This is a genomic window from Streptomyces sp. 2A115, assembly GCF_052245575.1.
Taxonomy (GTDB): domain Bacteria; phylum Actinomycetota; class Actinomycetes; order Streptomycetales; family Streptomycetaceae; genus Streptomyces.
In genome coordinates, this window is sequence record NZ_JBQQCG010000105.1 from 1 (window position 1) to 14,020 (window position 14,020).

At 68.1% G+C, this 14,020-nt stretch carries 11 protein-coding genes and 1 pseudogene; 4 read left to right on the plus strand and 8 right to left on the minus strand.

Features of this window, described 5'->3' with window-relative positions; genetic code table 11:
* Positions 1-818: 818 nt before the first annotated feature.
* Both ACTWQR_RS48885 and ACTWQR_RS48890 read right to left on the minus strand, forming a co-directional pair.
* The gene (locus tag ACTWQR_RS48885; protein WP_443233803.1) at positions 819-1,793 is read right to left on the minus strand and encodes an ArsR/SmtB family transcription factor; all 975 of its coding nucleotides are present in this window, start codon (positions 1,791-1,793) and stop codon (positions 819-821) included.
* Positions 1,794-2,344: 551 nt separating this feature from the next.
* Positions 2,345-2,860 (minus strand): flavin reductase family protein, encoded by a 516-nt coding sequence (locus tag ACTWQR_RS48890; RefSeq protein WP_443233804.1) that lies wholly within the window; start codon positions 2,858-2,860, stop codon positions 2,345-2,347.
* 661 nt (positions 2,861-3,521) lie between these two features.
* Here ACTWQR_RS48890 and ACTWQR_RS48895 point away from each other — a divergent pair.
* From ACTWQR_RS48895 to ACTWQR_RS48905, 3 genes are all read left to right on the plus strand, one after another.
* Positions 3,522-3,737 (plus strand): hypothetical protein, encoded by a 216-nt coding sequence (locus ACTWQR_RS48895; protein WP_443233805.1) that lies wholly within the window; start codon positions 3,522-3,524, stop codon positions 3,735-3,737.
* 278 nt (positions 3,738-4,015) lie between these two features.
* Positions 4,016-4,729, plus strand: a complete 714-nt coding sequence (locus tag ACTWQR_RS48900) for an AfsR/SARP family transcriptional regulator (RefSeq protein ID WP_443233829.1) — start codon at positions 4,016-4,018, stop codon at positions 4,727-4,729.
* A 638-nt stretch (positions 4,730-5,367) separates the two neighbouring features.
* Positions 5,368-6,108 (plus strand): thioesterase II family protein, encoded by a 741-nt coding sequence (locus ACTWQR_RS48905; protein WP_443233806.1) that lies wholly within the window; start codon positions 5,368-5,370, stop codon positions 6,106-6,108.
* Between the two features lie 257 nt (positions 6,109-6,365).
* On the opposite strand, the gene ACTWQR_RS48910 is transcribed toward ACTWQR_RS48905, so the two are convergent.
* The 6 genes from ACTWQR_RS48910 to ACTWQR_RS48935 form a co-directional block, all read right to left on the minus strand.
* On the minus strand, positions 6,366-6,632 hold the full coding sequence (locus ACTWQR_RS48910; protein ID WP_443233807.1) for an acyl carrier protein: 267 nt from the start codon (positions 6,630-6,632) through the stop codon (positions 6,366-6,368).
* 22 nt (positions 6,633-6,654) lie between these two features.
* Positions 6,655-8,406: a fatty acyl-AMP ligase gene (locus ACTWQR_RS48915; RefSeq protein ID WP_443233808.1), complete on the minus strand. Its 1,752-nt coding sequence runs from the start codon at positions 8,404-8,406 to the stop codon at positions 6,655-6,657.
* Between the two features lie 13 nt (positions 8,407-8,419).
* Complete coding sequence (locus ACTWQR_RS48920; RefSeq protein WP_443233809.1) at positions 8,420-8,962, minus strand: hypothetical protein; 543 nt, start codon at positions 8,960-8,962, stop codon at positions 8,420-8,422.
* The gene (locus ACTWQR_RS48925) at positions 8,959-9,879 is read right to left on the minus strand and encodes a hypothetical protein (RefSeq protein WP_443233810.1); all 921 of its coding nucleotides are present in this window, start codon (positions 9,877-9,879) and stop codon (positions 8,959-8,961) included. The genes ACTWQR_RS48920 and ACTWQR_RS48925 overlap by 4 nt, the downstream gene beginning before the upstream one ends.
* Before the next feature lie 196 nt (positions 9,880-10,075).
* Positions 10,076-11,014 carry a ScbA/BarX family gamma-butyrolactone biosynthesis protein gene (locus ACTWQR_RS48930; RefSeq protein ID WP_443233811.1) on the minus strand — a complete coding sequence of 313 codons (939 nt, stop codon included), beginning with the start codon at positions 11,012-11,014 and terminating at the stop codon, positions 10,076-10,078.
* A gap of 815 nt (positions 11,015-11,829) precedes the next feature.
* A complete protein-coding gene (locus tag ACTWQR_RS48935) occupies positions 11,830-13,194 on the minus strand; it encodes a class II 3-deoxy-7-phosphoheptulonate synthase (RefSeq protein ID WP_443233812.1) in 1,365 nt (454 codons plus the stop codon).
* Positions 13,195-13,475: 281 nt separating this feature from the next.
* On the opposite strand from ACTWQR_RS48935, the pseudogene ACTWQR_RS48940 reads away from it, so the two are divergent.
* Positions 13,476-13,964: pseudogene (locus tag ACTWQR_RS48940) on the plus strand (anthranilate synthase component I family protein); the annotation flags it as partial.
* Between the last annotated feature and the right edge of the window lie 56 nt (positions 13,965-14,020).

Genomic DNA, 14,020 nt, shown 5'->3' on the forward strand with positions numbered 1-14,020 from the left:
CGTGGCACGCACGCTCGCCGCGTTGCCGAAATGCCCTGGTAGCTCCGCTGCGAGGGCCTCCCGGCGCCTTGCGATCGTACGCACCACGCCCCGCTCCCTGATCCAGATCACAACCCCACACAGGCCCTAGTACAGCTCGGCCGAGATCATGCTGCCCCCGGTCGCATCCACGCTTATGGCCAGCACCTGGGCCCTGGCATCCGGATCGGCACCTGGCGGGCCGAACGCAGCCAACCGGCCGCCACCTCCTGGGCGACCATGCGCCGCAGCGGATGGGAGTGCACGGCGGCCGGCAGCGCCAGGCCGGCATCCAAGGCATGCAGGGCCGGTGCCACCGGGGCCCGGTAGGTGATCCGGGCCACCGGCCCGAAGGCCGCCCGCCGGCCGGCAGGTGCGTCCCGGCTCGGCGCGGCGGCCGGTGACCCGGTCGGCCCCGGCGAGGCGGGGCAGCCGCTTCGGCCCGTGCACGCCAGTCGAGTTGGTCCTGGAGGAGTTGGCGCTGCGGTTCCCGCCCGGTGCCGGTCAGGTAGTCCTCGGCCGTCGCCGCGGTGCCGGTCAGCAGCTCCTCGCGGGCCAGGCGCCCGGTGATTTCCTCCAGCATCGCGCGGGAGTGGCGGAAGGCATCGCCGCTGTCGGCAGGACGGGGCCGGTGGGGGCTGTGGGCGTGTCGACGCCGGCGAGGTTGCGATCGTCGAGATCGGGGAGGGCACGGCCGATGTGTGGCGGATGCTGACAGCACGGGAGTTGGGGGTGGGCCGACCCGCGCAGGGCGTGCCGGGGGCGCCGTGGGGACGCCACCCGGCCTCCCGGTCGGCGGTTCACCTGAGTGCGGGCCCGTGGCGGCGCGGCGGGCTGGCCGTCTTCAGCCTGGTCGCGCCTGTGGCTTCGGGCCGGATGGCGCCACGCGACGGGACGGCGGTGAGCCGGGGCGGCGCGCTCGTCCTCGATCGCGAGCCGGAGTCGTGCCCGTCGAGGAGGGCGATGCCGAGCGGTGTCACGGTGTGCAGCACGGTGTTGCGGAAGCGGCGCGTGGTGATCAGGCCGGCCTCACGCAGCACCGATGCATGCTGGCTGGCCCCGGCCGCGGAGATACCCAGTCGGTCGGCGAGCTGGCTGGTGGTGCAGTCCACCCGCAGGACCCGTAGCGCCGCGGCGCGGGTGCGGCCGACCAGCGCGTTCAGCGAGGCGGGCTGCTGTCGCGGTGGCGCCCCCCAGATCCGCTCGGCAACGCGGGGGTCCAGCGCTACCTCGAAGACGAGAAGCACCCGTTCATCGTTCGGGCGCGGACGGACGACCATCCCGGGTCGGTGGCTGAGAAACACGGACGGACAGAGCACCAGGCCGCGGCCGTCCAGGTGGACGTCCTCGTCCGGGCCGCCGGGGACCGTCAGCACCGGGTTCCGCCAGCTGATCCTCGGGTGCAGCGTCGTCAGCAGCTGTTGGACGCCGCCCGCCATCGCGACGCGCCCGCGGGCGTCGCACTCCGCTTCCAGGTGGCCCACCAGCCGGTCCCAGTAGGGGGCGACGGCCCGACGCCACACCTGCGGCAGGAAGCCGTCGTCGGACAGGCCCGTCCCGGTCGGGATCTCAGGATCCCCGGGCGGCGAACCAGACGGCGGCGTGATGGCCCGTCTCGGAAGGGACGCGGCAGCCTGCCGCCGCCACACGGCGGAACACGCGCCACCGCCCACCGCGAGCTGGTACTGGGCGAGTGCGGTCTCGACGGCCGCCCCGGCTGTGGCCCTGAGGCTGACCCTAAGCAGGTCTCCGCTGTCGAAGTGGATCCTCTGCATGAACGTACCTCTCGACGGCGCGTGGAATGACCGGTGCATCCGCCAGCCGGGCAACCCGCGGATCCTCACAACCCATCGACAGACCCTCGACAGCCGCGGACCGACCGGCGAAGCGGATGTGTCGACGTGCCTCCTCCGGCCGAGCACCGTGCCAATGGGTTCGACGGCCCGTCACGTGCCGTGGGAGCCGTCAAGAGGTTGGGTCAGGAAACACTCCGGGTCTGGAGGCGGTGTCAGTACGAGATGGCATCCCGTGCGAACACTCTCTCGGGACCGCCTGACGCCACGCTGATCGGACACTGATGCTCATCAGGTCCGCACGTCACCGATCGACGGTTCGGAGGTACGGTCGGCCCGCTTGGGCGAGGGCCGGGGGCGGGCCCGCCCCCGGCGCGCGGTAGGAGGCCGCTGAGGACGGTGGTGACCAGCGCCATCACCACCAGCGCCAGGTAGAGGCTGCGGGCGTGCGGAGGCAGCGTGAGTCGGTCAGTGCCGCTGCGACTTCTTGGTCGCGCGGGGCGTCGTCCATCAAGGCGGTGGCCGTCGGCGGATCAGGTGGCCGCCCACGGGCGGAACTCGCGCAGGCCGTACAGCAGGGGAGAGTGCTGCTGGTGACGGGTGATCAGCCGCGTCCGGCCGAAGACCGCGACGTGGTCGCCCACCCGTTGGGTGAGCATCACCGCGCAGTCCGCGATCGAGTGGGCGTCCCGCACCAGATGAGGGCCGCCCGTCGTCGGACCGGAGCGCCACGGCGTCGTGTCGAACCGTCGGGGATCGGCCGACGCGAACAGCATGGCGACGGACTCGGCGCGGGAGTGCAGCAGGTTGAGCGCGAAGGTCCCGCTGTCGAGCACCGCCTCCAGAGTCGGGCTCCCGTACCGCAGACAGACGACGATCGTCGGAGGTGCCAGCGAGACGCTGCACACCGAGGAGCACGTCATTCCGCGCGGCAGACCGTCCGGACCGATGGCGGTAACCACCGAAACGCCGGAGGGGAATCCGCTCATCATGTCGCGGAACTCGTCGGGTCCGGCCTCGTGGGCCGACAGGGTTTCGTGATCGGTCATGTCTTTGGGCTCCGCCTCCGGAGTCGGACAGAATACGCATGTACGAGTACAGGGCCGGGCCTTGGCGATGCGCTTGAATTCGCCTCCACATGCAGCAATTGGCTCACCGTCGCCACGCAGCTCTCGACCCAGGAATTTCAGCTGCGCTCGATGCGCGTGCAGATGTGCTTCCCCCCGCGCGTCCGCAGCATCGGGCACGTCCCGGCTTTCCAGTCCACGTGGACCACGGTCAGGCCCCGTCCGGGATCAATGTCAGATGGTTCGGATGGACTCGTCTCGGGGGCATTCGAGAGTGGAGCCTAGGCGGGCAGGTCGTGACAGGCCACGACTTTCAGGCGTCGATGAAAGTCCTGGGTGCGGATGGTTTCGACGGACGGCCGGCCAGGGAGATTGACTGATCGCCTGTCAGGTGGCGTGGGATGGTGGGTGACCAGCGTTGTGAACAGGCGCTGGAGCTCGTTGCGGTCAGCGGAATCAGGTTGTCGCACGGTTGGTGCTGGTCGCGTTCGAGTGCGGTGCCCGCGGTGAGGGGGCTGCGACCCGTCCCGGCGCACCGCCATCACGCAGTGGAACAGGGTGGTGGTCCAAGGCCGATACCACGACCCATCCGACCGAACAGGCTGCCGTCGGCAGCGACTTCATCGCAGCAACGCTCGACGGCGTGCTCACCGGCCGACTCGACGTTCCCGCCGACCGGACGGTGCTCCTCTCCCTGTTCGGCCTGGGGCTGCTCGCCCTCGCACTCGGGGGGTATGTCTACGATGAACTGCGGGCCACGGTTGAACTCGACTTCGTGGACGGGTTCTTCCACGAGACCGACCGTCATGCGGTGCCCGCGCCACCAGGCACCCGTCGGAATCGGCCGCTGCACCCGTGATCAGTGCCCCCGGAGCGCCTGCACGCCCTCGACCTCGTGCTCGCCGTGCAGCCGTACTGCCCCCGTGCGTCGATCTTGCACCCCTTCCTCATGTCCATACCGTTTGATCTGTCAAGGGCAGCTCATCTGGTATGCCCTTGATCTGGCCGCCAGCAGGCAGACTTCGACTCGATCATTCGGTCGATTCCTGGAGGACGATCATGCAGTTCAGGGTACTTGGGCCGCTGGAAATATTATCCGCCGAAAAGATGCGGCCGATGGCCTCTAGACGGGCCGGAATGGTACTCGCGCTTCTGGCTCTGTCCCCCGGGAGGGTAATTCCATTCGAGCAACTTATTGACGAGTTGTGGGAAGACAGAAGTATGATAAATGCGCGGAATGCCCTGCATGCGCATATAGTCAGAATCCGGAGGGCGATGTCGGCGACCTGCCCGGGCGGCGGCAAAAGGCTCTGTACCACCCGCAACGGCTATGTGCTGGATGTGCCCGCCGACGCGGTGGACGCAGTCCGCTTCACCTCGCTGGCCGATGCCGGCCGCGAACTCGCCTCAGACGATCCTGTCGCCGCCGGACGCCTGCTGACAGAGGCACTGAACCTATGGCGCGGACCGGCTCTGATGGAAGCGCGAGACGGAGTGCGCTGCCGGATCAGCGCCGCGGATCTCGAGGAGCGCAGGCTCACCGTCTATGAGGACCTGACGGAGCTCCGGCTGTCCGCAGGCCTTGGGCGGGTCGCCATCCCCGAGCTTCGACAGTTGGCGGAACGTCACATGGAACGCGAGCGGCTCACCGAGCTGTTCATGCTGGCGCTGTACCGCGAGGGCCGGCAATCGGAGGCGCTGGCCGCCTTCCAGGAGGCCCGTCGGCGACTCGCCGACGGTTTGGGAGTGGAGCCCGGTCGCTCCATGCGCCGACTGCACCAGGAGATTCTCCAGCAGGCCGAGGCACTTGGAGAGCCCCGGGGAATCACCAGGGCTGATGCGTACTCATGATGTGAATTCGAGTAGTTGGAGGGCTTGACCGGGATGATCGCGGTGGTGGTCGCAGGCGGGGACGATGCTGCGCCATCCGGGCAGGTGTGCGAGGCCGGCGGCCCGCGCCTGGCGGTGAACCTGGACGGCCCCGTCCCGCCTGACGCACTTGAGCAGGCGATGACGCGAACACACGCCACCCGGCGCCCGATGCTGGGCGAGGTCTCCGGTTCGTTGGGCGAGACCCCTTTGAGGCCATCCGGTGACGGGCGGGGCGGAAACACGTACGACCGGCTCATCGGCATGCTGGAGATGGGTACGGCACGCCATCGGCTCACCGACCACCCTCCTGAGGGTCGGACCGGCAGGCGGCCTTCGCCGCCCGCGATGGGGTGGAGCGGTTGGTGGCCGGCAGCGTCCGTGGCTCGGTCGTTCCCCAAGCCTGCCCAGCCCGGAATTGAGCGAAAGGCCGAAAACCGGCAGTACACACACGCGCACCGCTCCCGCTGCACGCGTGCGCTGTCAGAGACTTCGTAACAGAGGAAATCACGAAACAGCCGCTGCGGTTCGTCTACGGCCGCGGATACACCTGACGAAGAGTTCCGCCTACGGTGGGACTCGCCCTGGGGGCGACGTACACGGTGACGAGAGGGCACGCTATGAGTACCGAAGTCCGTAGCAATTGGTTCCGGGTGTACAGAACCACGGAACTCCCCAGGAGGAGGCTGCTGGTTCTCCCGCACGCGGGGGGATCTGCCAGCTTCTTCCATGACTGGGGTGAGGCGTTCGACGACGGCACTCAGGTCATGGTGGCCCAATATCCGGGGCGCCAGGACAGGCTGGTGGAGCCGGGGATCGAACGTATGGAGGAGCTGGCGGACGAGGTCACCGCCGCATTGCTGCCATTCCTGGACGTGCCGCTCACGCTCTTCGGCCACAGCATGGGTGCGTCGTTGGCATACGAGATCGCGCTGCGCCTGGAGAGCCGGCATCAGGTGTCCGCGCAATCCCTGCACGTCTCCAGCCGGAAGGCGCCGCATCGGCTCACTCCCAAGGCGCTGCACCTGGCGGGGGATGACGTGCTGGTCGCCGAAATGCGCCGCCTGGGAGGCACGGTCGACGCCCTGCTGGATGACCCGGATCTGCTTGAGATGGTGTTGCCTGCCATACGCTCGGACTTCGCCGTCGTGGGTACATACGGGCCCCGCGTGCCGGTCCCCGTGAGCTGCCCTGTGCACGCCTACGTGGGCGACAGCGACCCGGTCATCACCGCAACCGACATGGCTGCGTGGGCCGATGTCGCGCCGCGCGGCTTCACGCAACGGCATTTCACGGGAGGCCACTTCTATCTCATCGAGCGCCGCGCCGAGCTGCTCCGCGCCCTGGGCGAAGGCTGGTGACGGTGTCATGCTCGCGGCGCAAGCACTCCCGCTCATACCAGGGGCTGCGGGGTCGGCGTTCGCGACAAGACTCCGCGGCTGCCGCGCCCTTGGAGTCCGGGCCTGCGCCGTTGCCCCGGCCGGTGGCTCGGACCGGGCTTGCTCGGGTCACCGTGCATCGTCTGGCTCTCGCTCCGGAGTAGTTGGGCCTCGTCACCCGGGACCACGGGCTGCCGATCGGGTCATCGGGCTCGAACCCGGTCCTTGTCCAGTGTTCCTCACAGCGCCGCCGCAACATGCTGTGCGATCTCGGCGACGCTCGGCCGACCGAGGAACAATTCCCTCTCCAACGGGGCGCCGCACCACCGTTCCAGTTCATCCGTGAGCCAGGTGACGGTCACCGAGTTGATCCCGAAGGCGCTGAGCGGCACATCGGGGTCGATGTCGTCCGGCCGCAACTCCAGCAGCTCGGCGAGGGTGCCGAGGATGTGGTCGACCACATCCTGCTCGGAAATCTCCCGCGGGGCCGTCCGTCGACCGGGCATCGGCGTTCCTCTCTCTCCACTCTCAGCGGCTGGACCAACGCGCAAGCAGTCTCAAATGCCCTGCCGCCACCTGCTGGGCGCAAGCCCGACGGCGGATCTTTCCACTCGTGGTGCGGGGCACCGTGTTCCGGGCAACCGCGAAGATGCTCACCGGAGCCGGCAGCGCCCGCGCGACGGCGATCCCGGCTGCCCGCACCGCGTCGGCCAGCACGTGAGGATCCCGCTCCGCGGTCTCAACGACGACCGCGACTCCGGGGCTGTCCTCGTTCAGCGGCCAGGCTGCTGCGGGCTGGTGGGCAAAGGCAGGGTGAGCGGCACCGGCCACAGCTTCGAGGTCCTGCGGGAAGTAGTTCTCGCCACCGATGATCAGCACATCCTTGAGCCGACCGGTGACGAACAGCTCGGCACCGTCGAGGAAGCCAAGGTCACCCGTGCGTACATAGGCCCTCTGTACATCCTCGATGTCGTCGTGAATTCGTGCCCGGAACATGTCGGTGGACTCAGCCTCATGGTTCCAGTACCCCGCACAGTTCCCGGGGGCGCCCACCCATATCTCGCCGACCACCCTCTCCGCCAGCAGATGGCGGGATTCCGGATCCACGATGCGGACCTGGGTTCCGGGCACAGCCGTGCCCGAGCCCACCAACTCGACGGCATCCAGGGAAGGGTCGACCGGTGTTGCCTTGCCCCCCGCGAGGGCCTCCCGGTCGTAGTGGCGTACTTGCGCCGGGTGCGTCGGCCGGTTGACGGTGACGCTCAGCGTGCACTCGGCAAGGCCGTACCCCGGCGCGAATGCCTCCGGCCGGAAGGAGCCCGGGCCGAACGCGGCCGCGAAACGGGCCAGCGTCGAGGCCCGCACGGGTTCCGAGCCATTGGCCGCCACGCGCCACGCCGACAGGTCGAACCCGGCGCGCTCCGCCTCGGGAATCCGCCGCGCGCAAAGGTCATACGCGAAGTCCGGTGCGGCTGCGAACACGTCCGCCGCCTCCTCGATCGCGCGCAGCCAGACTCGCGGATCGCGGACGAACGTGGCGGGTTCCATGGTGACCGCTGCTGCTCCGGACACCAGGGGCAGGATGACCCCGGTGCACAGCCCCATGTCGTGGAACATCGGCAACCAGCTGACCACCGTGGTCCGCGAGCCGATTTCGCAGTGGTCCCGCAGCGCCTCTTGGTTGGCGATCAGATTGGAGTGGCTGACGATCACTCCCCGGGGTGCTCCGGTCGAGCCCGAGGTGTATTGCAGCAGGGCGGTCGCGATGGGGGAGACGGCTTGGGGACCGGCGGGAGGAGTCTCGCCTGCCGGTAGCCGCACCGGAATCCAGGCCACGTCGGTCTCCGGCCCGGTGCCGGCTTGCGCCGCTGCCTCGGCGTCCTCGGCGGTGGGCACCAGCACCGCGATCGGGGCGCAGTCCCAGAGGATGGCTGTGAGTCGTTCTGACCGGGCGGACCGGCGCTGTGGCGCGGTGGCGTGGAGTGCCGGCACCGGTACAGCGATCATCCCGGTGTACAGGCAGCTGAGGAAGCCCACATGGAAATCGAGTCCCGGCATCGCGGGTACGACCACCCGGTCTCCGGTTCGACCGACGTCCCTCAACCGGGCGGCCAGGACGCGGACGCGTTCCAGGAGCACAGCTGGGGTCACCTGGTCGGCGCGTTTTCCGCCCGCGTCCAGCGCGGTGAAGATCGGCCTGTCGGCTTCCGGTCCCGCGGCGCGCTCCAACAGCAGGTCGATGACGCTTGCGGCCTGAAGCTCCGCGCTCGGACGGTCCATTGCTTGATTTCCCTCAACTAACCGGCTGCGGTGAGGCTTCGCGATCGAGCCACTGGGTGAATGCGGGCAGGTCCGGGAGGATCACCGTCGAACAGGCGAGAACGGCGAGGTTCTGTCGCATGGCCGTGATCGAGACGACGGTGCGGCCGGCTCTGAAGGCGGAAAGCATCTCGGTGGCGGTGCCCATGCTGGGTTCGTGGCCGGGCAGCCACGCCACGCAGACATCGCTGCTCGAGGCGAGGCGAGTGAGGCGGTGGAACATATCGGTGAGGTCCACGAGTTCGGGGGTGAGCTCGCTCCGGTGAACAGTCGGCATATCTCGCAGTGCGGCGTGCGCGGCGCGCACATCAGCCCGGTGCGCGGCCTCCCACTCGGCCATCAGTGCACCTGGGTCGTGGATTACGGCACCAGGCCGGTGAGCGCGGATGCACTTCGTGAGCGCCGCCCTGTAGGACTGGTCGATCAGGTTGGAACCGGAGCGGGCCCCCTGCATGGTTCCAGCCAGAAAGAACGACTGCGTCCGTTCCTCCACCGGTGTACTGACGCGGACACTCACTCGTCCTCCAGGGAGTAGTCGGCGAGTTCGAGACCGGCCGGGGCCGCAGCCCGATGCAGTGCGGCGGCCTCGAGCAGGAAGTCCTCGATATCCGCTCCGGGCATACCGACGGCGTCCGCGACGACCTCGCGGTCCCTGCCGAATTCCCGGGAGCCGTAGCGCGCGACGCTGCCCTGGTTGTCCTTGCTGATGAACCGTTCCGCACCGGCTCGCGAGCGCCGTCCGGCCAGAGGCATGACAACCTCCGCCAGTTCCCGGCTGCCGGGGTGCACGACTCGTATGGAAACACTGTGCTGTTCGGAGTGGAGGAGCTGCGGACGCACCCACTCGGGCGCCGGCGGCGCTTGCATCAGAAGCCGATCCGGCCGCATCAGGAACGACCGCGAGATCACACGGTGATTCCGGCGCGGGCTGAAGCGCAGATAGGCCAGGCTGACGGTGTCGTCGTCCAGTTGCCAGCGTGCCCGCACGCTGGCCGGCGCGGGCGAACCATCGCGCCGCACCCGGTGTGGAAAGGCGTCGACCGCCACGGACACCTCCCCGTTCACCGCGTCGTCCCGCTCCAGCCGCAGCGGGACGCCGTGCATCAGGTAGGGGTCAAGTACGGTGAGGCCGTCGTCGTCGCGGTAGACCAGGGCCACATGCCGGCCGTCGATCCGGTATTCCGGTTGCACCCCGGCCCGGTCGTTGACCATCCTGGCGGCCTCGAAGGACTGCCAGGCACAGGAACCGCCGTAGGAAAACGGCACCGGACCAACGCCGAAGTATTCGTGGATCTGTGACGCGCTGTTGTACGGGTAGGACGTGAGAAGCTCGGCGAGCACGGCCCTCTGGGCCGCGAACAGTGACCGGGGATCGACCGCGGAACGGACTGAGCCGGTTGCTTCGGCCGACGCGACGGAGCGGATCACATTCATACCAGGAGCCTGCCGGACGGGACTGACACGGCACTGACATCGCGGCCCCGGGATCCGGGGAAGCCGGACGGCCCTCGTCGCTTCCCGCGAGGCTCCTCAAGGCCCGGCGCCTGCCAGGGCCGAGCCTCAGGCGCAGCAACTGGTGTGGCCGCCGACCGCGCCTGAGGAGGACTGCGCCCCGGTTGGGCTGGGGCAGTCAGACCCGCTGCGGCACAGCGGTTACGACCGACGAGAAGACGGGGTTGTCGTCCTGTGAAGCGGTGACGTGCACCTGAAGGCTGCGTGGGTCATCGGGCATGCCTTGCTCGGCCGACACGAGACACGGTCGATCAAGCTCTACGTACCGGAAGAAACTGGTGTCGAACGCGATGGGCACCACTGGGTATTCCACGACTGCCTGTGTCGCCTGGGCCGCGGCTTCGAGAAGTACCATCCCCGGCACATGGTCATGCGAATGATCGAAAAGGACCTTGTGGTCGGGGTCCACCCGCAACTGCCAGGTGTCCGGCACCCCGGTCGGGGAGAGGACCACGTCTCGTTCGTGGCCGCGGCCCGCGCGGGCGGCCGGTATCGGTGTAGTGAGCGGCAGCGCCTGGGCGAACACCTGTTCCGCGTCGGACTTGCTGCCGCGCAGTCGGTCGTACAAGGCCGGGGGATGGGCGGTGTAGTCCAGTTCGGCAGTCCCGAGGTGCAGCCCGGCGCGCAGCGCTTCGATGCGCGAGGTGAGCTGGACCGAACCAAGCCGCCTGCGCTTGACTGATGGATGGGTGATCTGCAGCACCACCTCCGCAGCATGCGAGTCCGCCCGGAGGGCGTCCCGGTTCACGCTCGAGCGGATGTGCTCCCAACCCAGACGGTGGCTGAGAGGTATCCGGTGGACGCTGTGGCTCAGCAGGGCAAGCGCTTGACGCAGGCTCTCGATGAACAACAGCGGGCTGTACCTTCCCCCTTCGGTGTAGAAAGGGTGATCGCGCGGCCAGCGAAGGGTGACGTGTTGATCCGTACCGGCGATATCGCTCCAGCCCGTGACAAGAGCCTCCTCCGGTATGGACTTGCGCACCAGAGTGCTGATGCCGGGCGAGGGAGGTAACGAGACGGCGCTGTCGCGATAGGAGTCGTTCTCGGACGTTCTCACTGGCGAAGTACCCCCTGGTTGTCACATATGCCCCTTCTGGGGCATATGCCTTCTCCGGAGCCTCTGGGGCCCCTGTGGCATCCGAGGAATAATGATTACCCTATTCCGTCAAAAGTGGAATAGTTGGGGTGAACATGACAGGAGGACGCTGAAGCGGGAGCGGCCTGAACGGATCAGGGCATCCTGATGGCGCTAGTTCATGGCTCATGCAAGATTTTCGTAGTCGGTGATCAACCAGGGGTCATCGTCGGCGTGCGGTCGGAGACTGCGGCGGGAGTGGTCACTGACCTGTATCGCATCGGGCGCACCCGCCCTGATCGCGGCGCGGCAGGTTTGCGAACCGTCCCGGCAGACCGCCTCGATGCCTGGGGGCCTGGGTGCGAGTGCAACCAGATGGCCGGCGGCTCGGCGTCGCGTGTGTCCCACACGTCGACTGGGAGCCGACTCTCCGCGTTGGCCACGAGCGTCCCGTAGCGGCGGGAGCGCCGCAGCGCGAAGTCGTCGACCGCGGGCGCACTCGGCCTGGGCAGCGGCGGATCAGGCACCTTCATCAGGCAGTTGAGCAGCGTGGCCCGACTCAGAGCCTGATGGACGTGGCAGCAGACGGGAGCCGGCCCTGCCCGCCAGGGCCGCGCCGACCGCGGTCACCACAGCTTGCAGGGCCGGGGCCCGCCGCTGGTAGCGCACCGTCAGGCCATCCACTGGCTCGTGGAACGGCCTTCTTGAGACGGTCCGTTCAGGATTCGGACGCTGCCCGGTGACCACTTCTGTCCGGACCGCGCCCCTCCTTTCGCTGTCATCGCGGAGTCACTCATCTAGGCAGCGCGGTCGGCGTGGTCGCAGTACATCTCAGCCAGCAGGAAGGCCAGGTCCAGGGACTGCGTGTGGTTGAGGCGTGGGTCGCACGCCGTCTCGTAGCGCTGGTGCAGTTGCTCGGGAAGGATCGCGTTGCTGCCCCCAACGCACTCGGTTACGTCGTCCCCGGTGAGTTCCACGTGTATCCCGCCGGGATGGCTGCCCAGTTCCCGGTGTACCTCGACGAAGCCGCGCACCTCTTCCAGAATGGCGTCGAACCTGCGGGTCTTGTGGCCGCTCGCCGCGGCGATGGTGTTGCCGTGCATCGGGTCGCTCACCCAGCAGACCTGTGCCCCCTCCGCCTTGAGCTTCTCCACCAGGGTGGGCAGCACGTCGCGGATTCGGTCGGCACCGGCTCTGACCACGAAGGTGAGCCGACCGGGCTCGCGGTTCGGGTCCAGCCGGTCCAGTAGGCCCATCACGACATCCACGCTGACGGCGGGACCGAGTTTGACCGCAATGGGGTTGGCCACGCGCGAAAAGTACTCGACGTGCGCTCCGTCGAGGTCCCGGGTCCGCTCACCGATCCACAGCATGTGCCCACTGGTGGCGTACGGCCGGTCCATCCCGGGTTCGGCACGGGTCAGGGCGGCCTCGTACTCGAGCAGCAGACCCTCGTGGCTGACGAAGAACTCCGCGGTGTCGAGACCTCGAGTATCGACTCCGCAGGCATGCATGAAGGCCAGGCTGCGGTCGATCTCCTCAGCCAGCCGCTCGTAGCGCTCCCCGGACCGCGAATCGGCCACGAAGCCCTGGTTCCAGGTGTGCACCCGCCGCAGATCCGCGAAACCGCCGGTGGTCAAGGCCCGGATGAGATTGAGCGTGATGGCGGAGTGCTCGTACATCATCCGCAGCCGATCCGGGTCCGGCTGCCTGGTCTCGGCGGTGAACTCCAGCCCGTTGACCGCGTCGCCCCGGTAGGCGGGCAGCACAATTCCGTCCCGCCGTTCCTCGCCGCTGGAGCGGGGCTTGGCGTACTGGCCGGCCATCCGTCCGACCTTGACGACCGGCAGGGCGGACGCGTGGGTGAGTACGACAGCCATCTGCAGCAAGGTCTTCAGCTTGCCGTGGATGGACTGGGCCGTCGTCTGTCCGAAGGTCTCCGCACAGTCGCCGCCCTGCAGCAGCATGGCTTCGCCGCGCGCAACCGCGGCCATCCTGCGGCGGAGCAGGTCGCATTCAGCAGCGAAGACCAGGGGCGGGGCCAGCGACAACTGCCGGACAACTGACCGAAGTTTCGCTTCGTCGGGCCAGTCCGGCTGCTGTGCCGCCGGATAGCGGCGCCAGGTTTCGGCTGCGTGGTGTCTCGCTTCGGAATCCTTCATGGCGTTTCTCATCGGCTGCCTTCCATACGGGCCAGAGGTATGGATAAGAAGCGCTCACGGAAGTGTGCAGCTGCGACGACTCGCGGCTCATGTCTGCACACTGGGCGCGTCATCAGCTCAGTCGACTGGGTGTGTCGGGGTCAAGCGAATGGAGAGTGGACCGCATCCATGGCGGCGGATTGGACTGGCACCCGCGGCCGGCCCGCTGATTTGCTGGCCGCAGCCGGACAACTTCGATCGGCCGGACGGCCCCTGAACACGGAGTTGACGAGGAGTCCGCCATGCCAGCCATAGACAGAATCGCCGTAAAGGTCACCGGTACCGAGCTACCGCCGCACGATCCGCTCGAGTTGTACACGCGATTGCGGGAAGAGCTCCCGGACAGTGATGTGTTTCTGTTCCAGTGTGAGGACGACGCCGAACAAGACCGCCGCTTCGCGGTCGTCGGCTTCGGCCGCCTCGCCGAGATACGTGTTTTCGGCGATCACCTCGAGATCGACGGTATCGAACCGGTCGCTCGCGCCCTGGCCCGAGCAGCCGGCGACCTCGGGATGGCGGCGAACACCCCGCCCAGCCTCGGGGTGCACACGCTGCGTTTCACCGATTCCGATCAGATGTGGGACCTGCTCTCCCGTGCACAATCGTTGTTCACCGTGGAAACCGACGTCCCGTCGTCGTCGCACGCCTTCGGTTTCCTGGCCTCCCTGGCCTACGAAACCGCGTGGCACATAGAGAAGTTGCCGGACCGCGTAAAGCCGCAGCGCGGCCCAGACATCACTCTTACGCTCTTCCGGGACACCATTCGGTACGATGTCGCCGCCGAACG